This is a genomic window from Ruminococcus sp. (assembly GCF_019417665.1).
Lineage (GTDB): Bacteria > Bacillota > Clostridia > Oscillospirales > Ruminococcaceae > Ruminococcus_C.
In genome coordinates this window covers 13,705-34,959 of sequence record NZ_DXUU01000031.1, presented here as the reverse complement: position 1 = coordinate 34,959, position 21,255 = coordinate 13,705, and the positions used below count along the sequence as shown (strand labels likewise).

Annotated in this window: 20 protein-coding genes; 15 read left to right on the top strand and 5 right to left on the bottom strand. The window is 48.7% G+C overall.

Annotated elements, in window-relative coordinates:
- Positions 1–938: ATP-binding protein (locus QZ375_RS09065; RefSeq protein ID WP_295218131.1), on the top strand; the 938-nt coding region annotated here is incomplete at its 5' end.
- A 62-nt stretch (positions 939–1,000) separates the two neighbouring features.
- On the opposite strand, the gene QZ375_RS09060 is transcribed toward QZ375_RS09065, so the two are convergent.
- Entirely contained in the window at positions 1,001–1,978 is a 978-nt protein-coding gene (locus QZ375_RS09060) for a hypothetical protein (RefSeq protein WP_295218129.1), read from the bottom strand.
- A gap of 388 nt (positions 1,979–2,366) precedes the next feature.
- Between QZ375_RS09060 and QZ375_RS09055 the strand changes: the two genes are divergently transcribed.
- The 3 genes from QZ375_RS09055 (at position 2,367) to pyk (ending at position 7,165) form a co-directional block, all read left to right on the top strand.
- Positions 2,367–4,730 (top strand): UvrD-helicase domain-containing protein, encoded by a 2,364-nt coding sequence (locus QZ375_RS09055; RefSeq protein ID WP_295218126.1) that lies wholly within the window; start codon positions 2,367–2,369, stop codon positions 4,728–4,730.
- A 41-nt stretch (positions 4,731–4,771) separates the two neighbouring features.
- Positions 4,772–5,578: an amidohydrolase family protein gene (locus tag QZ375_RS09050; RefSeq protein ID WP_295218124.1), complete on the top strand. Its 807-nt coding sequence runs from the start codon at positions 4,772–4,774 to the stop codon at positions 5,576–5,578.
- A 168-nt stretch (positions 5,579–5,746) separates the two neighbouring features.
- Complete coding sequence (gene pyk / locus QZ375_RS09045) at positions 5,747–7,165, top strand: pyruvate kinase (RefSeq protein ID WP_295218122.1); 1,419 nt, start codon at positions 5,747–5,749, stop codon at positions 7,163–7,165.
- Positions 7,166–7,258: 93 nt separating this feature from the next.
- Here pyk and QZ375_RS09040 read toward each other — a convergent pair whose 3' ends face one another.
- From QZ375_RS09040 to QZ375_RS09025, 4 genes are all read right to left on the bottom strand, one after another.
- A complete protein-coding gene (locus tag QZ375_RS09040; protein WP_295218121.1) occupies positions 7,259–8,191 on the bottom strand; it encodes a protein phosphatase 2C domain-containing protein in 933 nt (310 codons plus the stop codon).
- 241 nt (positions 8,192–8,432) lie between these two features.
- Positions 8,433–9,053 carry a DnaJ domain-containing protein gene (locus QZ375_RS09035; RefSeq protein WP_295218118.1) on the bottom strand — a complete coding sequence of 207 codons (621 nt, stop codon included), beginning with the start codon at positions 9,051–9,053 and terminating at the stop codon, positions 8,433–8,435.
- On the bottom strand, positions 9,040–9,891 hold the full coding sequence (locus QZ375_RS09030; RefSeq protein WP_295218116.1) for a DUF5685 family protein: 852 nt from the start codon (positions 9,889–9,891) through the stop codon (positions 9,040–9,042). The genes QZ375_RS09035 and QZ375_RS09030 overlap by 14 nt, the downstream gene beginning before the upstream one ends.
- 8 nt (positions 9,892–9,899) lie before the next feature.
- A complete protein-coding gene (locus QZ375_RS09025) occupies positions 9,900–10,307 on the bottom strand; it encodes a hypothetical protein (protein ID WP_295218114.1) in 408 nt (135 codons plus the stop codon).
- A gap of 319 nt (positions 10,308–10,626) precedes the next feature.
- Between QZ375_RS09025 and QZ375_RS09020 the strand changes: the two genes are divergently transcribed.
- The 11 genes from QZ375_RS09020 (at position 10,627) to QZ375_RS08970 (ending at position 21,241) form a co-directional block, all read left to right on the top strand.
- Positions 10,627–11,133 carry an NUDIX domain-containing protein gene (locus QZ375_RS09020; protein WP_295218111.1) on the top strand — a complete coding sequence of 169 codons (507 nt, stop codon included), beginning with the start codon at positions 10,627–10,629 and terminating at the stop codon, positions 11,131–11,133.
- Positions 11,134–11,352: 219 nt separating this feature from the next.
- Positions 11,353–12,321: a glycosyltransferase family 2 protein gene (locus tag QZ375_RS09015; RefSeq protein ID WP_295218109.1), complete on the top strand. Its 969-nt coding sequence runs from the start codon at positions 11,353–11,355 to the stop codon at positions 12,319–12,321.
- A gap of 19 nt (positions 12,322–12,340) precedes the next feature.
- On the top strand, positions 12,341–13,294 hold the full coding sequence (locus QZ375_RS09010; protein ID WP_295218107.1) for a WG repeat-containing protein: 954 nt from the start codon (positions 12,341–12,343) through the stop codon (positions 13,292–13,294).
- A gap of 104 nt (positions 13,295–13,398) precedes the next feature.
- Positions 13,399–13,899 carry a 5-(carboxyamino)imidazole ribonucleotide mutase gene (gene purE / locus QZ375_RS09005; RefSeq protein WP_295218105.1) on the top strand — a complete coding sequence of 167 codons (501 nt, stop codon included), beginning with the start codon at positions 13,399–13,401 and terminating at the stop codon, positions 13,897–13,899.
- Between the two features lie 34 nt (positions 13,900–13,933).
- Positions 13,934–14,653: a phosphoribosylaminoimidazolesuccinocarboxamide synthase gene (gene purC, locus QZ375_RS09000; protein WP_295218103.1), complete on the top strand. Its 720-nt coding sequence runs from the start codon at positions 13,934–13,936 to the stop codon at positions 14,651–14,653.
- A 3-nt stretch (positions 14,654–14,656) separates the two neighbouring features.
- A complete protein-coding gene (locus QZ375_RS08995) occupies positions 14,657–16,078 on the top strand; it encodes an amidophosphoribosyltransferase (protein WP_295218100.1) in 1,422 nt (473 codons plus the stop codon).
- Positions 16,075–17,514: an amidophosphoribosyltransferase gene (purF, locus tag QZ375_RS08990; protein WP_295218098.1), complete on the top strand. Its 1,440-nt coding sequence runs from the start codon at positions 16,075–16,077 to the stop codon at positions 17,512–17,514. The genes QZ375_RS08995 and purF overlap by 4 nt, the downstream gene beginning before the upstream one ends.
- 110 nt (positions 17,515–17,624) lie before the next feature.
- Positions 17,625–18,659: a phosphoribosylformylglycinamidine cyclo-ligase gene (purM, locus tag QZ375_RS08985; protein WP_295218096.1), complete on the top strand. Its 1,035-nt coding sequence runs from the start codon at positions 17,625–17,627 to the stop codon at positions 18,657–18,659.
- A gap of 19 nt (positions 18,660–18,678) precedes the next feature.
- Positions 18,679–19,305: a phosphoribosylglycinamide formyltransferase gene (purN, locus tag QZ375_RS08980; protein WP_295218094.1), complete on the top strand. Its 627-nt coding sequence runs from the start codon at positions 18,679–18,681 to the stop codon at positions 19,303–19,305.
- Positions 19,306–19,333: 28 nt separating this feature from the next.
- Entirely contained in the window at positions 19,334–20,047 is a 714-nt protein-coding gene (locus QZ375_RS08975; protein WP_295218092.1) for an IMP cyclohydrolase, read from the top strand.
- Between the two features lie 12 nt (positions 20,048–20,059).
- A complete protein-coding gene (locus tag QZ375_RS08970) occupies positions 20,060–21,241 on the top strand; it encodes a phosphoribosylaminoimidazolecarboxamide formyltransferase (protein WP_295218089.1) in 1,182 nt (393 codons plus the stop codon).
- Positions 21,242–21,255: the final 14 nt, after the last annotated feature.

The following is a 21,255-nucleotide window of genomic DNA, read 5'->3' as shown; positions in this document are numbered from 1 at the left end:
GGTTGTCTATCTCAGAACCGTCTTTTGACTATATCATTATTATACTAGGAGAGATGCAGATGGAACGTCTGTCACGCTGTCAAGAAATTGAACGGAGTATTATCAAACGCTTTCGCAAACCCATCTGGAATGCGTTTATCAAGGGCGTAAAGGCATATGAACTGGTGAAGCCGGGGGATCGGATCGCAGTGTGTATTTCCGGCGGAAAAGATTCCATGCTCATGGCAAAATGTATGCAGCATCTGCATCATTACAGTGATATTCCCTTTGAGATCGAATTTCTATGTATGAATCCGGGTTACGCCGAGGAAAACTGGGAATTGATTCAGAAAAATGCAGAAACGCTCCAAATTCCTCTGCATACCTTTGAGACCCGGATTTTTGATGTGGTGGATAAGCAGATCCACCACCCCTGCTATCTCTGCGCCAGAATGCGCCGGGGACATCTCTACAATGCGGCACAGCAGATGGGCTGTAATAAGATCGCACTGGGGCATCACTTTGACGATGTCATTGAGACCATTCTCATGGGTATGCTTTACGGTTCCCAGACCCAGACCATGATGCCCAAGCTGCATAGTGCAAATTTTCCTGGTATGGAGCTGATCCGTCCCATGTACTATATGCGGGAAGCGGATATTATCCGATGGGCAGAGGCAAATGACTTGCATTTCATTCAATGTGCCTGCAAAATGACAAAGAAAAATCCTGAACAGGAGACCATGTCCAAGCGCAAGGAGACAAAGGCACTGATCGCACAGCTGAAAAAGATCAATCCCGGCGTGGAAAAGAATATTTTTAACAGCGTGTGTAATGTGAATCTGCGCACGATCATTTCTTATCACGAGGGTGATGAATATCATCATTTTCTGGATGATTACGATGCCAGAACAGCTGCTCTTCGTGCTGGAGAAAACGTCGGGGAAACTCAGGAATAACAAAACCGCTCTCTGCAATTGGGTCAGAGGGCGGTTTTGTGCTATAGCGGTGAGTACATACGTTATGGAATCTGTTCGGTTCGTTCCAGTTGCTTCTGGAAGATTTGTCCGTTCCATTTGCTTGAAGCAGACGGCTGTGTTGAGACAGTTTCTTGTTCCGGCTTTGCTTCAGATAGAGCAGTTGTTCCAGAAAGATCGTCTGACTGTAAAGCACACTGCGCCGTTTCCATGGCATCATACTGCGCTACATGTGCAATATATACCACATCCCCGGTGTCAATAGTACCATCGTGGTTGGCGTCGCCATTTTCAGTTTTAGGGGCTGCCTTTTCCCGGAGAAGTAGTTCTGCATCTGCTGCGGTCAATTGCAGGTCGCCGTCCAGATCGCCGGGAACGGACTGGATGTGATAGGGGTGCACGGCGGTAATAAAATAGCCCTTTTCTGTAGACTTTTCATCTCCCAAATAATCAATGTACCAGGAGCCAGAATCCAGCAGATATAGCCTCTGGGTTTCCAGATCGACACAATCTACAAGCACATAGTGATCGCTGCCCGACGCAGTTGTCATTTGCAGGATATAACTCCACTCCAGACCATCGCCTTTAGCGGCACAGATGGTATATGCCTGTTCCATGCGTTCTTCCATACTGCCGGAGAGCCAGACCGTTTCGCCCAGCGTGAGATATTCTGCATATGTTGCGGCAACACGCTGCATTTTCGGCATACCCGATTTCAGTATGTTTTTTGTAAATGCCGTGTAGTAGGTGTGGGAATCCGTCAGCGCATCCGCACCGGGTACTGGGAGATTATAGCGTACACTCATTTTTGCCAGGGCATAGTTCAGACAGCCATCTTCGTCAATTGCGGGGGTATTGGTGTCCGGCGTTTCAAACTGCATCCAGTCCTCGTATGCAGCAATGGCAGGCTGAGCTGCACTGCCGCCGGGGATAAATTCTTCTGCGTAAGAGGTATATTGCCATTCAGTGCACAGTAAAAAGGCTGCTGTCAGCCCAGAAAACGTTTTTTTCCATATCTGCATGAAATTCCTCCTTTGGTCGTCCGATGTGCAATACACATTTCTATATATATGCAGTCTTGCCAGAAAACAGAACCAACCCACAAATGCGAATGATTGGTTTTATGATACCCGAAAAAGTGCATTTTGTCAATTCAAAATATATGGTAATAAAAATAGTAATAAAGCTGGAGGTTATGCAGAAATATCTGCTATTTTCCATGTATAAAAAGAGCATCGATGCCATATTTCTCCTACTGCTGCCCTGGACTTTCCAGTTCCTCTATCTGAAAATGTGAAAAAATTTTAGGATGTCTTTTCAAATGGGAAAAGATATGGTATAATAGAAATGTTGTGATAGATCGTGCTGCACGATATGCGTGTGCGGTTTTTAAAAGTGAGGAGAGGGATTATGACAGAAACAGAATGCATTGCGCTGAAGCGAAAGGCGTTTCAAAAATATTTTGATGGGCTGAACGATCGTCAGCAGCAGGCGGTTTTTTCTGTAAACGGACCGGTTCTGGTGCTTGCCGGTGCCGGAAGCGGCAAAACCACTGCGATCATCCATCGTATTGTCAATATGATCTACTTCGGAGACGGCTATGCCCAGGCAAAGGGCAATCTCTTTGAGGAGGACGCTGCGTGGCTGAAAGGGTACATCTCCGGAGAAAAACCGGAGGATCTCCAGCGACTCCGGGAGATTCTTGCAGTTGCTCCCATCCGCCCGTGGAATATTCTGGCGATCACCTTTACCAATAAGGCAGCCGGAGAAATGCGTGCCCGTCTTGCGGCAACGCTGGGTGAGGAAGAAGCTGCGCAGATCCATGCATCCACATTCCACTCGGCATGTGTCCGGATCCTGCGCCGGAGTATTTCCCTTCTGGGGTATGACAGTGACTTTGCCATTTATGATACAGACGATGCCAGACGGCTCATGAAAGCATGTATCGCAGACAGCGAGGTCTCTGAGAAACAATTCCCGCCCCGCAGTGTCATTCAGGAGATCAGCATGGCAAAGGATGCTATGATCTCCCCGGCACAGATGCTGGAGGATGCCGCAGGGGACTACCGCCGGATGATGATCGCAAAGCTCTATGGGGCATATCAGCGGCGGCTGCGGGAATCCAATGCTCTGGATTTTGACGATATTATTTATCTGACTGTAGAACTGTTCCGTCAGTTCCCAGAGGAATTGGAAAAGTATCAGGCACGCTACCGCTATGTCCTTGTGGACGAGTATCAGGATACCAACCACGCTCAGTATCAGCTGATCTCTTTGCTGACCCGTGACGGAGGCAATCTCTGCGTTGTGGGCGATGATGACCAGAGTATTTACCGTTTCCGCGGTGCTACCATTGAGAATATCCTTGGATTTGAACAGGAATTCCCCGACTGCCAGGTGATTCGTTTGGAGCAGAATTATCGTTCCACCCAGACGATTCTGGATGCGGCAAATAGCATTATTGCCAACAATGAGGGCAGAAAGGAAAAGCATCTCTGGACGGAACTGGGTACCGGGGAAAAGATCACCTGGTATAAGGCAGCGGATGAATCGGACGAGGCTGCATATGTAGCGGATTCCATCCTAAAATATGCGGAAGAGGGCGGCGCATTTGGTGACAATGCCATTTTGTATCGCATGAATGCCCAGTCCAATATGCTGGAACGAATGCTGGTGCGCAGTGATATCCCATATCGGATCTATGGCGGTACCCGTTTCTATGACCGAAAAGAGATTCGAGATATTACAGCGTACATGAGCATTGTAGAAAATCCGAATGATATGGTTCGCTTTGAGCGAATCGTCAATGAGCCGAAACGTGGTATTGGCGATGCTACTTTGTCTCTGATTATTGACATTACCCGGGATCTGCACTTGTCACCCTTGGAAGTCGTGCGTACTGCTGACGAGTTTCCGGTATTGTCCAAAAAGGCCGCAGCTTTGCAAAAATTTGCCGCTATGTGGGACGAACTCATCGCAGCATCTCAGGAGCTGCCGCTGGAGGAGTTTCTAGACGTACTTCTGGAACAGACAGGCTATCGTGCCATGCTTCAGGCAATGGGGGATGAGGGTGAGTTCCGTCTGGAGAATATCGAGGAACTGAAATCCTCTATTCTGTCCTATCAGAACGAGACAGAGGCGCCGTCCCTGGGTGGATTCCTGGAGGAGATTTCCTTGTATACCGATGTGGACAAGTATGAGCCGGAACAGGATGTGGTAATGCTCATGACCATTCACTCGGCAAAAGGACTGGAATTCAAAAATGTCTACCTGGTGGGCATGGAACAGGGCGTGTTCCCGGGAATGCGCAGTCTGGATTCCCAGAGCGATCTGGAGGAAGAACGCCGCCTTGCTTATGTGGCGCTGACACGTGCAAAGGAAAAGCTGACCATCAGTACTGCCGCAAGCCGTATGCTGTTCGGTATGACTATGCGCAATCTGCCGTCCCAGTTCCTGACAGAGATCGATGCAGACCTGATCCAGCGCAAGAGCAGTTACACCATGAAAAAGCCCAAGCAGGAAGAAAAATCCCAGGTGGATACAGTGCAGTCCATTTCGCTCCAGAGGCAGCTCGCCACCCAGAAGAGCAAAAAGCCTGCCGCTGCACCTAAGGAATTCCAGATAGGCGAGCGTGTGCGCCATAATGTATTCGGTGATGGAACGGTGCTCTCTGTTTCCAAAATGGGTAACGATGCTATGCTGGAAGTTGGATTTGATCAGGTAGGTACCAAAAAGCTTATGGCCAATTATGCCAAGATCAAAAAGTTGTCATAATATTAAGAAGCGAGGAACTCTAGAGTTAGGAGGAATGTTTCTTGAAAAATGGTTATCATATCATAGATGCCCATGCCCATATTTTTCCGGATAAGATCGCAGAAAAAGCAACAGACGGCATTTCACACTTCTACGACCTGCCCATGCAGTATCATGGGAGAGTCTCGGAAATGCTGGAGAACGGTGCTGCTGCCGGAATCGACAGCTTTTTGATCTGTTCTCCGGCGACTACAGTATCCCAGGTGTACTCCATCAATGCTTTTCTGGCATCCTGTGCGGCGGCATATCCCATGTGCACTGCCTTTGGTACACTTCATCCCCGGTCGGAGACCATGGAGGAGGATTTTGCACAGCTGCAAAAATTGCAGCTGCACGGCGTAAAGCTGCATCCGGATTTCCAGAACTTTCCCATTGACGATCCGGCGGCATATTCCATGTATGATATGATACAAAGTTCCGGACTGCCCATTCTGATGCACATGGGGGATTCTCGATCAGATTTGTCCCATCCTTACCGGCTTGCCATGGTACTGCGGCAGTTCCCGAAACTGCGTATCATTGCAGCCCATTTCGGCGGCTGGGGGCGCTGGAAAGAAGCTCATGAGATCTTACAGCCCGATGGGCGGATTCGCTTCGATACCAGCAGCAGCCTGCCGTTCTTGCCGGTGGAGGAGATACGGAAGTTGATTGCCCATTTCGGTGCGGAGAATTGTTTCTTCGGGGTAGATTATCCCATGTGGGACTATGGGGAAGAGCTGGAACGATTCTTTGCACTGGAATTGTCTGATGCAGAAAATCGTATGATCCTTTCAGAAAATTTAACAAATTGGCTGGAGGAAAGGGCATGATTTGCTTTCTGATTATGTTTTGAAAGAAATATGCTATTTGGAATTATGAATACAAAGAAAAAACAAAAAATCTTCCCATAAAAATAACTTTTCATTTTCGGATTTTTGTGGTATACTGATAATGGAAAAGCAAACGCTTGATAATGAGAAAAAGGATGCGTGAATATTATGAGAAAAACCAAGATCGTATGTACCATTGGCCCGGCAACAGATGACGATTCTATTATGCGTCAGATTATGCTTGCTGGCATGAACGTGGCTCGTTTCAATTTTTCCCACGGTGACCATGAGATACACCAGCGCCGTTTTGAGCAGATCGTGCGTCTGCGTGACGAGCTGGGCTTGCCCATTGCCACACTGATGGACACCAAAGGTCCAGAGGTTCGTCTAGGACGCTTTGTGGATGATAAGCCTGTGACTATTGAGACAGGAGATACCTACACGCTGACCACGGACGATGTGCTCTGCGATGACAAGGTGGGGAGTGTTTCTTTCAAGAATCTGCCCCGTGACGTGAAGCCGGGCGTGCATATTCTGGTCAACGATGGTGTCATTGAAATGGTCGTGGAAAAGGTCACTGCAACAACCGTTGTCTGCCATGTCATTCATGGCGGCGTGCTCTCCAATAACAAGGGCATCAACGTACCGGGTGTACAGCTGTCCATGCCATATCTCAGCGAGAACGACAAAAATGACCTGGAATTTGCCGCAAAGATCGGATTCGACTTTATTGCAGCAAGCTTTGTCCGGACTTCTGCGGATATTGACTATCTGCGGAAATATACACAAAGCCTGGGTTGGTTCGATGTGCGCATCATTGCCAAGATCGAAAATGTAGAGGGTGTGCGGAATATTGATGAGATCCTGGAGGCATCTGATGGTATCATGGTTGCTCGCGGTGACCTGGGTGTAGAGATCCCCTTTGAGCAGATCCCGTCGGTTCAGAAGGAACTCATCCGCAAGGGTTATCAGGCAGGCAAGCAAGTGATCACTGCCACACAGATGCTGGAATCCATGATCTCTAACCCCCGTCCCACACGTGCGGAGATCACAGACGTTGCCAATGCGATCTATGATGGCACTAGTGCGATCATGCTTTCCGGCGAAACTGCTGCGGGTGCATATCCGGTAGAGGTTGTCCGCACCATGGATCTGATCGCACGTACCACAGAGGATGACATTGACTACAAGGGAATGCACTCTGCAAGCCGCACTAAGAAAAATGACGATATCGCTAATGCCATTGCCCATGCGACAGTAACCACCGCCCATGACCTGGATGCCGCTGCCATTCTGACAGTGACCATGTCTGGCGTGACGGCACGAGAGATCTCAAAATATCGTCCCTGCTGCCCGATTATCAGCTGTACCGTCAGCGAGCGTGTCCGCCGTCAGATGAACCTGAGCTGGGGCGTATATCCGGTGCTGGTAGACGAGGTGTCTAATACGGATGCTCTGTTCGATGCGTCACTTCATGCAGCAATACAGTCTGATTTTGTTAACCGGGGTGATATTGTTGTTATCACAGCCGGCGCACCGGTAGGTGTTTCCAATACGACGAATATGATGAAGGTAGAGCGTATCTAACGATTACGTTCCCAATGATAAAAAATGCGCACAGTGCAAATGAAAAGCACTGTGCGCATTTTTTGTTCTATGACAGATTCTCGGAAAAACCATTTAAGCGTCTTCTTCCGGCGTTGCCGGTAAAATTTCGAGAACGATACAGGTGACGTTATCAGAACCGCCGTTTTGCAGTGCAGCCTGTACCAGCACTGCGGCTTCGTTGAAATAATTCTGGGAAAGCAGTTCGAAAATCTCATCATCATTGCACATGTTCGTTAATCCGTCGGTGCAGAGTACAAATTTGCTGCCCACTTCCAGCGGTATCGGGGGTCTGCTGTCCGCATTTAACCCCGCTTTATTGCGGTCTGAACCGATAAACAGCGTCAGGCGATGCTGATCGGGGCTTCGTTTTGCTTCTTCCTCTGTATAAATTGCAGCGTCCACTTTCTGGTTCGCAACGGTATGATCCCTTGTGAGTCGGGTCAGACCGTCCTGCTTGTAACGATAGATCCGGCTGTCGCCGAGGTAATATAACTTTACGGCATCTCCTAAAAAGTAGAGCATGGAAAAGGTCGTTCCGCCGCTGAGACAGTGTTTTTCTGTGAGCATGGCACAGACTGCATTATTTGCTTCTGTGGTATAGGAAGAGATAAGCTGATCCAGCATTCGTGTCCCGTCTGCATATTTCAGCTTTTTCTCATATTTCCGCAGCGTCTGCACTGCGATCTCAGATGCAACTTCGCCATACGCAGCGCCGCCCATTCCGTCAAAAACTGCAAAACTCATACCGTCCGCATGGCGGATGGTATAGGTCGCAGAAAAGTCATTCCGGAAGATGTCGTTCATGTACAGACCTTCCAGATAAAAGTTGTCCTCGTGATTGCCCCGCACTTTTCCAATGTGCGTGGACACCGAGACACGCAGTTGGTATTCTGTCACGCCGGTGTGATAAAATGGTTCAGATGTTTCCCCGGGATAATTTCCGCCATAGTAAAAGAATGGATTATGATTTTGATTTTGATCTGTATTTTTATGGTTGAAAAACATCACAGAATCTCCTCATTCAGAAAATAGGCATGGGAAAATGGAAGCCCAGCCGAATCACATTCGGAGTGCTGCCCTTGTTATCTTATCATATTTTGCAGGAAAAGTAAACACCTTTGCGGAAATTTTCTGCCTATGCCTGTCATTTTTTTCAGATGCCACAGTTTAAGAAGAAATTCTTGTGCAAAAGTTCCAAAAAAACCGGAAGGGAATTCCCCGTCCGGTTTAACTGAAGTGCTATATTTTAACAGTGGCAGCAGCAGTTGAGCAGCATATTCAAGAGCAGATTGGCGGCACAGCATCGGAGACAGCCAGAGTCGTCCCAGCTGCCGCTGTTCATATAGGGCTGCTGCATCTGCTGGTAGGAAAAGCCTGGGGATTCCAGTTGCTGCACAAGTCGTTGGTACTCATAATTACCTGGTTCCATTTGTGCAGCGGTGCGGGCGTATTGGACAGCTGTAGCGTTGTTTCCGGCGCCGGAGTGGGCAACAGCGGCGGTATAGTACCAGTTGGCGTTTTTGTTTTTCATGCCTTCCAGTACACGGACCGCTTCTGAAAATCTGCCGTTTCGGATGAAATTGACAGCCGCCTGCATGTGAATGCTGTTTTCGTCTCCGGAGCCGGCGGCGCTGCGGCTTCGCCCTTGAAAGCCGCTGTAGTTTCGGCTTGCACCACCGTTCTGCCGCTCGTCCATAATGGTCTGATATGCCTGTTGGATCTGTTTGAATTTTTCTTCATAGGCTTTTGCATCCGGCTTACCCACATTGGCATCGGGGTGATATTTTCGACTCAGTGCACGATAAGCTTTTTTGACCTCCTGGTCGTTGGCGTTGCGGGAAATTCCCAGCACTTCATATGGATCCATGATCGTTCTCCTGTCTTTCGTATTTCTTTTTTCTTTGATAAAACTGCGTCCAGACACCAGCATATAAAATATTGCGCAGTATCTCGTCATATTTCAGAATGGGCAGCCGTTCGAACGCTGAAGCGCAGGATGCCATCATCATTTGCAGCAATTGTTCGCAGGTCTGGTGAAATGCCGGGTCGGATACGGATAAGCCAAGCAGGGGATTGTAGCATCCTTTTTTGCGGTCGTGTTCTAGATCGTCATAAGCATCCAGCAGATAAATAAACTTTCCGAGATAGAATCCCACATCCTGCAGGTCTTTTTCCCATACATCGTCTTTCCAGACAAACAATTCTCCCAGCAGCGTCCCGAAACATCCGGCAGGCAGCTCAGGATTTGTTTCCCCGGCTTTTTCCATGGCGTGAAGCACATCTAGCTGTGCGGCGATTCGTTTTGCCTTTTCTGGGTATTTTTTTTGTGCAAGCTGGTAACCATGATGTAGAACGCCGGCAGCGGCACGGCGAGAGATTTTCCGCTCATCCATCCAGTCATCCATGCACTTGTCATGATATAGCAGAATGCTCATATCCGCCGCATAAGATGTCACTTCACTCTGAAGATGTATTTGCTTCCGAAAAGGGTGCGCTGTACAGCGGCACCGTTCTTCCTGTTCCTCCGGCTCATATAATCCTGTTAGCAGCAGGATCAGAAAGGTCATGTCATAGCTGAGGGTCCAGCATGCAGCTGTACCGTATTGCCGGTGCAATGCTTCACATAAACCACAGTAGCAGGCGTGGTAGACATCATATTCCCGGAATCGAAGCTCTGGTTTGTAGGCACGTATATATCCGTACATAGCAGTAGTTAGCTCCGTTTGATAAAGGACGTACGGCATTTCGGGCAAGTGATCTCGATCTTACCCCGTCCCTTGGGCACACGCACTTTCTGACCGCAGCTGGGGCAGGCATACACCCGGTGAGTTTTGCTGTACTGTCCGGCAGCCTTCTTTCCGCCGAAGAAACGGCGAATAGGCTGTGTCAGCTCCAGGAATTTTTGGTTTTCCGCAGCACGCTTTGTGATATTTCTGGAAAAGATCCGAAAATAAGAATATATCAGAACCAAGATCGCCAGCAGATTCAAAAGATTGCTTTGGAGCAGTAGGGAAAGCAGCAGCAAGATGAGAAATGCACCCAGAAGCCACTTGTTCAATGTATCATTTCCGCCGTATCGTCCCTGCATCCACTGTGCCAGACGTGCTCTCCAATTTGACATAGTTTATCCATTCCTTTCCAGATAAAAACAAGAATGTGGTAGCGACTGCATCATTAAGGTGTACCATAGGTACATGGGTATATATCATGTTGTGCAGCCGGAGATAATATCCAATAGTATACCACAAATTTTCCACGAAAAAAAGCGGTTTCTGCAAATTTTCATGCAATTTTCAGAAAAGAGCACCTTGACAGAAACTTTTGTCCATGCTTTATCAGAAAAATAATCGGGATTTCATTCTTGACGTGAACTCGGGTTTCATGATACAATAGGATTACAGCGATTCTGTGGATAACGCTTGGAAAGGAATGGGCTTGATATGGAATGTCTGGATATTTATGACGAAAACGGAAATCTTACCGGGAGAACAGCAGACCGCAGCACGTTTTTACTCAAAGGGGAGTACTTTCTTTGTGCGCATGTGATACTGGAAAATACCGATGGTCTGTTTCTGATCCAGCAGCGGTCGGATACGAAGGCAACACGTCCAGGACAGTGGGATATCACTGCCGGTGCCGTGGATGCCGGGGAGACCAGTCTGGACGGCGCATTGCGTGAGGCAAAGGAAGAAGTGGGATTGACGATACCGCGGGATTCCATGCAGCTTTTGTTTCGGGATCGCCGGCGCAGCTGCTTCCACGATGTCTGGTATGTCTGTATGCCTTTTGTGCTGACAGACTGCACCATGCAGGAATCAGAAGTCCAGGCACTTCGTCTGGTGACGGCAGCACAGCTAGACGCCCTGGTACAGCAGATGCCTCATCGGTCTCACAGATATAAAACGCTGTTGTCTGATTTTTTGCAAAAACACAAGATAGACGGTTGAACGCTGGGCTTTTCTACAAGAGAAATTTATTTGTTCACACATTTTTTCGAAAAACGAAAAAAATATCCCGGTCAAGGTATTGTAAAGTGTAAAAAAAGGTGGTATAATAAGTAGAGCGTGTCGAAATGTCTCAGCTGGATGTCCGGCAAAGGGATTGGCATTCTTTACATAATTCAGCTGCTGACAGACAGGGGCGGCTGTGGGAAAGAAAGGATCATTATGAAAAAAATATCCATTGTAGTACCTTGTTATAATGAACAGGAGGTGTTGCCGCTTTTTTATATAGAAATTCAAAAAGTAATGGCACAGATGCAGGAGGAGCATCCGGATACTGCGTTTGAATTGCTGTTCATCAATGACGGCTCCCGAGATGGAACGCTGGTAAAACTCCGGGAACTTGCCCGGCAAGATGCACGTGTGCGATATATTTCCTTTTCCCGGAATTTCGGAAAAGAGGCAGGTATGTATGCCGGACTGGAAAATGCTACCGGTGATTATGTAGTTATTATGGATGCCGACTTACAGCATCCGCCGGCATTTCTGTCGAAAATGTATAATTATGTTCTCAGCGGAGAATATGACTGTGCCACCACACGGCGCATCAGCCGGGAAGGCGAGCCAAAGCTTCTGTCTTGGTTCTCCCGGAAGTTCTATAAGATCATGAACAAGATCTCCCAGACGGAGATCGTAGACGGTGCACAGGATTTTCGCTTTATGACGCGGCAGATGGTGGATTCTATTCTGTCCATGAAGGAATACAATCGGTTTTCCAAGGGTATTTTCAGCTGGGTAGGATTCCGTACCAAATATATTGAATATGAAAATGTGGAACGTGCTGCCGGCACCAGCACTTGGTCCTTCTGGAAGCTGTTCCGCTATGCACTAGAAGGTTTCTTTGCTTTTTCCACAGCACCGCTGACAATTTCGTCCATCCTGGGTGTAGTCAGTTGTTTGGTGGCGTTTGTTATGATCATCGTCATTATTATTAAGAAGCTGGCGTTTGGCGATCCGGTGCAGGGGTTTGCCACGCTGATCTGTGCGATTTTCCTCATGGGCGGTCTGCAGCTGTTTTGTACAGGAATTTCCGGACAGTATCTGGCAAAAACATATCTGGAGACCAAGCGCCGCCCCATTTATCTGGTACATGAGACTGAGAAAGATGTCAGAGAAGAAAAGGAATCCAAGTGATAAGATGGGAGACTGATCCATGAATAAGCACGCCAAACTGGTAGTGGGATTTTTGGTGGTTGTGCTGGTAGTCCTTGTGATTGCGACGATCAGCTTTTCTGTGGATATTTCGAAAAATTCAGAGGCATCCCAGAGCAGCGGCTCTGATACGGTCATCAATCCCAACGGCAACGAGATCATACAGTATGAAAATCATCTCTATGGTGTTGCAGATGCCGCTGGAAATACACTCATTGAGCCGGAATGGGAACAGCTGCACTTTATCGGCACGGAGTACCTGGCTGCTGCAAAGGAAACGGCAGAGGGCAGACGGATCGGTGTGCTGGATCTGGACGGTAATGTAGTTGCCCCCTTTGTTTATACAGATGTGCATGCTCTGACGCCGTCTTATTATCTGGCATCCTTTGCTGATTCCGAACAGGTAGTACTGTATGACAGTGGGTTTCGTCCGGTGGACGCTGCGGTCTGGGACAGTTATTCCTGGGAGAGTCAGCTTCTGACCCTGACAAAAGGTGAGGATGTATTTCTGTTTACATTGGAGGATGATGCACTGATATTGACTCGTGCAGATATAGTACGGACGTCAGAGGAGGTTTCCTTTACGGTCAGCTGGAACGGTGTGGATGCTGCATTGCTTTCGCCGGTGCAGTGGTCGAAAACGGCAGATCAGATGCTGCTTTTGCTGCAAATGCTGAAATCTCAGGAATTTGTAAATATCAGCCAGATCACAGATCAGGAACATGAAAATACAGTTCTTTCGACAATTTCGTTGGGAGGACATAAAGTAACACGGATGGAAGATATCGTCTATCTCAGTGCAGATACAGGTGAGGATGGGAAACTTGCCTTAACATGGCAGTGCCGCATCGGCATCTGGGGGCAGGAAGATGGCGTCAAAGAACAGATTCTTTCCGTGACCATGAAGCAAAATAAACAGGAAGTATGGGTAATTACAGAAATGCAGATCGCATAGGCTGCGTTTTTGTTTACATAAGGTTATCTCAGAAAATCAGTAAGTTTTCAGTGGTAACCATAACAAATCAGGTGAGCGTGTGCTCTGAATCAGGAGGAATACGTATGTCAAAAAAAGTAGCAGTAATTATGGGCAGTGACAGCGATCTGCCGGTAGTAAAAGGTGCGCTGGATGAGCTGGACAAGTTCGGCATTCCCTATGAGGTACATGTCATGTCCGCCCACCGCACTCCGGCGCTTGCAGCTGAATTTGCCGGAAATGCGAAGAAAAACGGATTCGGCATTATTTTGTCTGCCGCAGGAAAGGCTGCCCATCTGGGCGGTGTGTTGGCAGCACATACAACGCTTCCAGTGATTGGAATCCCAGTGAAATCTTCTACGCTGGACGGTCTGGATGCACTGCTTGCGACTGTACAGATGCCGAAGGGTATTCCGGTGGCAACAGTTGCCATTGATGGTGCTGCCAATGCAGCGATTTTGGCAGCACAGATGCTTGCGCTCTCAGATCCGGTGATTGATGCAAAGCTGGAACAGATGAAAATTGACATGGAAAACGGTGTCAAGGAAAAAGATGCAAAGATCTCGGCGGAATACGGTAACTGCTGAGGAATATATAAATTTATTCACGGAGGAAAAGAAAATGGCAGATTGGAAAAAAACAGAACAACTCTATGAAGGCAAGGCAAAGAAGGTCTATGCGACGGAGAACCCGGAGGTTGTTATCGTAGATTACAAGGACGATGCAACTGCATTCAATGGTGAAAAGAAGGGCACTATCGTTGGCAAGGGCGTGATCAACAACCGCATGTCAAATTATATTATGAAGGAATTGGAAAAGGAAGGTATTCCTACTCATCTGGTAGAGGAACTGAGCGACCGTGAAACCGCAGTCAAGCGTGTTTCCATCGTACCCCTGGAAGTTATCGTCCGCAATGTAGCAGCCGGCAGCTTCTCTAAGCGTATGGGCGTAGAGGAAGGCAAGCAGCTGCTCTGCCCCATCGTAGAATTCAGCTACAAGTGCGATGAATTGAACGACCCGTTCATCAACGATGACTACGCTCTGGCATTGGGTCTGGCAACACAGGAAGAGATCGACACCATCAAGAACTATACCCGTAAGGTGAATGAGGTGCTCAAACAGTTCTTCCTAGGCATTGGTATCCGTCTCATCGACTTCAAGATCGAGTTCGGCCGCCTGGCTGATGGAACGATTATCCTGGCAGACGAGATCTCGCCGGATACCTGCCGCCTGTGGGATGTCAAGACCAATGAAAAGCTGGACAAGGATCGTTTCCGCAGAGACCTGGGCGGTACAGAAGAAGCATATCAGGAAGTTATGAAACGTATTTTTGGAGCATAATCTATGGGTGGTTTTTTTGGTACAGTTTCAGCAAATGACTGCATTTCTGACGTTTTTTTTGGAACAGATTATCATTCGCACCTTGGCACAAGACGAGGTGGTATGACATCTTATTCTGCGGAGCTTGGTTTTCAGAGAAATATCCACAGCATTGAAAATTCACCTTTCCGGACAAAGTTCGAAAAGGATGTGGAAAGTATGCGGGGGACCATCTGTATCGGCTGCATCAGCGACACAGATCCTCAGCCTATTATGGTACGCTCTCAGTTGGGGCTTTATGCGATCTGCTCTATCGGCGTCATCAAAAACGCTAAGGAGCTGTCTGAGGAACTTTTAAAACAGGGCTGCGCCAACTTTGAAACTATGAGCAGCGGCAGTATCAATTCCGGCGGTCTTATTGCTGCATTGATCGCCCAGAAGTCCTCTTTTGTAGAGGGCATCCGCTATGCACAGGAAAAGATCCAGGGGACAATGTCTCTGGTGATCATGACAGAAGATTCTATCATTTGTGCACGGGATAAAATGGGACGGCTGCCGATTCTCATCGGCAAACGTTCCGATGGCTACTGCTTTTCTTTTGAATCCTTTGCCTATCAGAAGCTGGGGTATGAGACCTGCCACGAGTTGAAGGCAGGGGAGATCCTCAAACTGACAAAGGATGGCTATGAGATCATGAGCGAGGGCACAGACGACATGAAGATCTGTACCTTCTTGTGGACATACTATGGGTATCCCACTGCCTGCTATGAGGGTGTGAACGTGGAAGTCATGCGCACCCGGAACGGTGAGATCATGGCAGAAACGGATATGCAGAACGGAAAACTGCCCGATGTGGACTATGTCTGCGGCATTCCTGATTCCGGTATTCCCCATGCCATCGGTTATGCCAACAAGAGCGGTATTCCATTTGCAAGACCCTTTATTAAGTATACTCCTACATGGCCCAGAAGCTTTATGCCTGCCAATCAGTCCATGCGGAACAAAGTGGCAAAAATGAAGCTGATCCCAGTCCCGGAACTGATCCGGGGAAAGAAGCTTCTGTTTGTAGATGACAGCATTGTTAGAGGCACACAAATGCGGGAAACCGTAGAGTTTCTCTATGAAAACGGCGCAAAGGAAGTTCATATGCGATCTGCCTGCCCGCCGATCATGTATGGCTGTAAGTATCTCAATTTTTCAAGAAGCACTTCTGAACTTGAATTGATCGCAAGACAGATCATCGATGAAAATGAGGGCGTTGCCGGCTTGCAGTATATTGACGAGTACAGCAATTCTAATACAGAAAGAGGCAAACTGCTCCGGGGCGAGATCTGCCGGCGCTTAAAACTGACTTCCCTGGAATTCCAGTCACTGGAGGGGACAATTCGGGCAGTCGGAAAGCCCGAATGTCAGCTGTGTTCTTATTGCTGGAATGGAAGGGAATGATTGAATTGATGACAGGACTGCATGAGGAATGCGGTGTATTCGGCATATATTCTCCGCAGATCACGGACGTGGCAGCGATGACATATGCTGCGCTGTATGCGCTTCAACACCGTGGACAGGAAAGCTGCGGCATTGTGGTAAATGATCGGGGTGTTTTCTCCCATCATAAGGATCTGGGACTTGTCCCGGAGGTGTTTAATAACAGTCAGATGGAAAAGCTCGGACAAGGGAATATTTCTATCGGGCATGTGCGTTATTCCACCACCGGAAAGCCCAGCCGCTCTAATGCCCAGCCTATCGTAGTACGCCATGTGAAGGGACCCATGTCCATTGCACATAATGGAAATCTGGTCAATGCACACGACCTGCGAAAAAAATATGAGCTGCAGGGTGCGATCTTTCACACTACCAATGATACAGAAGTTATTTCTTATGCAGTGACAGAGCAGCGTCTGAAGCGTTCTTCCATCGAAGAAGCAGTAGAATATGCCATGTATGATCTGAAAGGCGCATATTCTCTGGTAATCATGTCGCCCAAGAAGTTGATTGCTGCACGTGACCCCAACGGATTCCGTCCTCTTTGCATGGGGCACTGTAAAGACGGCAGCATCGTGTTTGCGTCGGAAAGCTGTGCGCTGGACAGTGTGGATGCGGCATTTGATCGTGACCTGGAGCCAGGAGAGATCGTTGTTGTGGACGGGGAAAATATCCGTTCCATCCGCACCCACTGCGGTCAGAAACCCTCTCTCTGCGTATTTGAATATGTCTATTTCGCACGGCCGGATTCCGTGGTGGAGGGATGTTGTGTCCATGATGCCCGGATCCGTGCGGGAAAAATTCTCTGGAAAGAGCACCCTGTAGAGGCAGATGTGGTGATCGGCGTGCCGGACAGCGGTCTGGATGCAGCATTGGGTCTGTCCCAGGCATCGGGCATCCCATATGAAGTGGGATTTGTGAAGAACCGCTATGTGGGACGTACTTTCATTCAGCCGTCTCAGAAAATGCGGACGAATTCTGTCCGTATCAAGCTGAACGTGGTAAAAAGCGTGGTTGCTGGAAAGCGTGTTATTCTGGTGGATGACAGTATTGTGCGCGGTACGACCTGTAAACGTATCGTGAATCTGTTGCGGGAGGCTGGTGCAAAAGAAGTGCATATGCGTATTTCCTGTCCGCCCTTTACGAACCCCTGTTATTTCGGCACAGATATCGACAGCAAGGACAACTTGATTGCCTGTCAGATGACTATCCCCGAAATTTGCGAGCACATCGGTGCAGATACCCTGGGCTATCTGAGCATTGAAGGTGTGCAGTCCTTGACCTCGCCGGATATGACCCCACAGCCGGGCTTCTGTACCGCCTGCTTTTCCGGGGACTATCCCATCGAAGTGCCCAAGGAAATGCCTAAGGATAAATTTGAAAAGAAGATCGGCGAATAACAACTGGACACATTTGAATTCCCTGTGAATCTGTCTGTCAGATGCATGGCAGATGACGAGTAAGCGGGCTTTTTAGAGGTGACCAACTGGAACACGGAGGTAAAACATAAATGGAAAGCTATTCGGAAAGCTATAAAAAGGCAGGCGTAGATGTCACTGCCGGTTACAAGGCAGTCGCATTGATGAAGTCTCACATTGCCAGAACTATGACGAAAAATGTTCTGACAGATATCGGCGGCTTTGGCGGTCTGTATGCACTGGATGTGGCAGGAATGCAGCAGCCGGTACTGGTTTCCGGTACAGACGGCGTGGGGACTAAGCTGAAGATCGCCTTTCTCATGGACAAGCATGACACCATTGGCATCGACTGTGTGGCAATGTGTGTCAATGATATCATCTGCTGCGGTGCAAAGCCCCAGTTCTTCCTGGACTATATTGCTCTGGGCAAAAACGTCCCGGAAAAAGTCGCAGGTATCGTATCCGGCGTGGCTGAGGGCTGTGTGCAGGCAGGCTGCGCCCTGGTAGGCGGCGAAACAGCAGAAATGCCCGGCTTCTATCCCGAAGATGAATACGATGTTGCCGGCTTTGCAGTCGGCGTAGTAGACCGCAGCAAGATCCTGAATTCGGATACCCAGAAGGCAGGGGATGTGCTCATTGCACTTCAGTCCAGCGGCGTGCACTCCAACGGCTATTCCTTGATCCGAAATGTATTCACGGTGAACAGTCAGAATCTGGCACGGTACTTCCCGGATCTGGGAACTACTCTGGGCGAATGTTTGCTGACTCCCACAAAGATCTATGTGAATTCCATCCAGGCACTGCTGCAGGAAGTGCCGGTGAAGTCTATTGCCCACATTACCGGCGGCGGCTTCTATGAAAATATTCCCCGTGCCCTGAAAAAAGGTCTGTCTGCAAAGATCAGCCGCAGCAATGTACAAGTGCTTCCGATCTTTGACCTCATTGCAAAGACTGGCAAGATTCCGGAGCACGATATGTTCAATACCTTTAATATGGGCGTGGGAATGATGGTTTGCGTTGCTGCTGAGGATGCTGATCGTACAGTGCGGATTTTGAACGAAGCAGGGGAGACTGCGTATGTATTGGGTGAACTGGTGGAATCCGATGAAGGTGTGATTCTGAAATAAGGAGAGAGGCGTAGCTGATATGAAAAATATAGTTGTGCTGGTTTCCGGCGGCGGAACAAATCTTCAGGCACTGATCGATGCTCAGAAGCAGGGCATGATCCCTAACGGACGCATCACCTGTGTTATTTCTTCCAATCCCGATGCCTACGCACTGGTGCGGGCAAGGGAAAACGGAATTGGTACTCGGGTGATCGTGCCCAAGGAATTCTCGTCCAGGGAGATCTATACTAAGGCACTTTTGGAAGCACTTTTCCAGGAGTATGCAGATCTTATTGTCCTTGCCGGATTTATGACCATTCTGGACGAGGCTGTGATCCATGCCTATCGGAATCAGATCATTAACGTGCACCCGTCCCTCATTCCATCGTTCTGCGGCCCCGGCTATTACGGACTTCGGGTACATGAGGCTGCTCTGGAACGAGGTGTGAAATATACAGGTGCTACGGTACATTTTGTCAACGAAGTTGCCGACGACGGGCCGATTATTTTGCAAAAGCCCGTTGCTGTACAGCCCGGCGATACGCCGGAAACGCTGCAAAAGCGTGTTATGCAGGAAGCAGAGTGGGTGATCCTGCCTCAGGCGGTGAGCCTGTTCTGCAATGGCAGACTGGAAGTTAAAGGAAAAACAGTATGGATCAAAGGTTGATCCTGGAATGATAAGCAGGAGGAGAACTATGAAAATGGCATCATTGCAGCAAGAATTGCAGCAGAATTCCTATCCGGGCAGAGGCATTGTCCTGGGACGTTCCGAGGACGGGAATTTTGCAGTTTCTGCATACTTTATTATGGGAAGAAGCGAAAACAGCCGGAATCGTGTATTCGTAGAGGACGGCGCAGGTATCCGCACCCAGGCGTTTGACCCGTCTAAGATGGTAGATCCCAGCCTGATCATCTATGCACCAGTGCGTGTTCTGGGAGATTATACCATCGTCACAAACGGCGATCAGACAGATACAGTCTATGATCTCATGCAGGCAGGCAAGACCTTTGAGGAATCTCTGCGCACCCGGGAATTTGAGCCGGATGCTCCTAACTATACCCCTCGCATCTCCGGTCTCATTGACCAGACCAACAACGGATTCTCCTATGCCCTTTCCATCCTGAAGAGTGCGGACGGCGATCCTTCCTCCTGTCAGAGATATACATTCGCCTATGGTAATCCTCTTGCAGGCGTGGGACATTTTATCCATACCTACGAGGGCGACGGCAATCCGCTGCCCAGCTTTTCCGGCGAACCTCAGAAGGTTGCCATTTCCGGAGATATTGACGCATTCACAGAGATGCTCTGGAACAGCCTGAACCCGGAGAACAAGGTCTCTCTGTTCGTACGCTACATTGACCTGAAAACCAAGCAGACGGAAACAAGAATCGTGAACAAGAACCAATAAGGAGGATCTCTTATGTCCAATGAAATGCAGTTAAAATACGGCTGTAACCCTAATCAGAAGCCGTCCCGTATCTATATGGAGGATGGAAGTGATCTTCCTATTACCGTGCTGAACGGCAAGCCCGGCTATATTAACCTGCTGGATGCATTCAACGGTTGGCAGCTGGTTTCGGAGCTGAAGGCGGCTACCGGCATGTGTGCTGCGACTTCCTTCAAGCATGTTTCTCCGGCTGGTGCTGCGGTAGGCACACCTCTGTCGGATACCCTGAAGAAGATCTACTTTGTAGATGATCTGGGTGAGTTGTCTCCTCTGGCATGTGCTTATGCCCGTGCCCGAGGTGCTGACCGCATGTCCTCTTATGGGGATTTTATTGCCCTGTCTGACGTTTGCGATGTACCCACAGCAAAGATGATTCAGCGTGAAGTTTCGGATGGTATTATCGCACCGGGCTATGAGCCGGAGGCACTGGAGATCCTGAAATCCAAGCGAAAGGGCACTTATAATATCATCCAGATCGACCCGGCATATGTACCGGCAGAGCTGGAACGCAAGCAGGTATTCGGCGTGACCTTTGAACAGGGTCACAACTTCCTGAACATCGACAAGGAAATGTTGTCCAATATTGTCACCGACAACAAGGAGATTCCGGAAAGCTATCAGAGAGACTTGCTGATCTCCCTGATCACCCTGAAATATACCCAGTCCAACTCCGTCTGCTACGTCAAGGACGGCCAGGCAATCGGTATCGGTGCTGGTCAGCAGTCCCGTATCCATTGCACACGTCTTGCTGGCAACAAGGCAGATATCTGGTGGCTTCGTCAGCATCCCAAGGTAATGGGACTTCAGTTCGTTGACGGTATCCGCCGTCCGGATCGTGACAATGCCATTGACGTGTATATTTCTGACGAGTATATGGACGTGCTGGCAGACGGCGCATGGGAAAATACCTTCAAGGTAAAGCCGGAGGTATTCACCAAGGAAGAACAGCAGGCATGGCTGGCACAGAATACAGACGTATGCTTAGGTTCTGACGCATTCTTCCCCTTCGGCGACAACATTGAGCGTGCCCACAAGAGCGGTGTACGCTATATTGCAGAGCCGGGCGGTTCTATCCGTGATGACCATGTCATTGCGACCTGCAATAAGTACAATATGGCAATGGCATTTACAGGCATTCGTCTGTTCCACCACTAATGACAGGAGGCATT

What these genes read in the sequence shown, in the direction of transcription:
- QZ375_RS09030 (WP_295218116.1), bottom strand. Translation starts at nt 9,891, where the DNA reads ATGTACGGATATATACGTGCCTACAAACCAGAGCTTCGATTCCGGGAA.
- purN (WP_295218094.1), top strand. Translation starts at nt 18,679, where the DNA reads ATGAAAAATATAGTTGTGCTGGTTTCCGGCGGCGGAACAAATCTTCAG.
- purC (WP_295218103.1), top strand. Translation starts at nt 13,934, where the DNA reads ATGGCAGATTGGAAAAAAACAGAACAACTCTATGAAGGCAAGGCAAAG.
- QZ375_RS09015 (WP_295218109.1), top strand. Translation starts at nt 11,353, where the DNA reads ATGAAAAAAATATCCATTGTAGTACCTTGTTATAATGAACAGGAGGTG.
- purF (WP_295218098.1), top strand. Translation starts at nt 16,075, where the DNA reads ATGATTGAATTGATGACAGGACTGCATGAGGAATGCGGTGTATTCGGC.
- pyk (WP_295218122.1), top strand. Translation starts at nt 5,747, where the DNA reads ATGAGAAAAACCAAGATCGTATGTACCATTGGCCCGGCAACAGATGAC.
- QZ375_RS09025 (WP_295218114.1), bottom strand. Translation starts at nt 10,307, where the DNA reads ATGTCAAATTGGAGAGCACGTCTGGCACAGTGGATGCAGGGACGATAC.
- QZ375_RS09035 (WP_295218118.1), bottom strand. Translation starts at nt 9,053, where the DNA reads ATGGATCCATATGAAGTGCTGGGAATTTCCCGCAACGCCAACGACCAG.
- QZ375_RS08975 (WP_295218092.1), top strand. Translation starts at nt 19,334, where the DNA reads ATGAAAATGGCATCATTGCAGCAAGAATTGCAGCAGAATTCCTATCCG.
- purE (WP_295218105.1), top strand. Translation starts at nt 13,399, where the DNA reads ATGTCAAAAAAAGTAGCAGTAATTATGGGCAGTGACAGCGATCTGCCG.
- purM (WP_295218096.1), top strand. Translation starts at nt 17,625, where the DNA reads ATGGAAAGCTATTCGGAAAGCTATAAAAAGGCAGGCGTAGATGTCACT.
- QZ375_RS08970 (WP_295218089.1), top strand. Translation starts at nt 20,060, where the DNA reads ATGTCCAATGAAATGCAGTTAAAATACGGCTGTAACCCTAATCAGAAG.
- QZ375_RS09010 (WP_295218107.1), top strand. Translation starts at nt 12,341, where the DNA reads ATGAATAAGCACGCCAAACTGGTAGTGGGATTTTTGGTGGTTGTGCTG.
- QZ375_RS09020 (WP_295218111.1), top strand. Translation starts at nt 10,627, where the DNA reads ATGGAATGTCTGGATATTTATGACGAAAACGGAAATCTTACCGGGAGA.
- QZ375_RS09060 (WP_295218129.1), bottom strand. Translation starts at nt 1,978, where the DNA reads ATGCAGATATGGAAAAAAACGTTTTCTGGGCTGACAGCAGCCTTTTTA.
- QZ375_RS08995 (WP_295218100.1), top strand. Translation starts at nt 14,657, where the DNA reads ATGGGTGGTTTTTTTGGTACAGTTTCAGCAAATGACTGCATTTCTGAC.
- QZ375_RS09040 (WP_295218121.1), bottom strand. Translation starts at nt 8,191, where the DNA reads ATGTTTTTCAACCATAAAAATACAGATCAAAATCAAAATCATAATCCA.
- QZ375_RS09055 (WP_295218126.1), top strand. Translation starts at nt 2,367, where the DNA reads ATGACAGAAACAGAATGCATTGCGCTGAAGCGAAAGGCGTTTCAAAAA.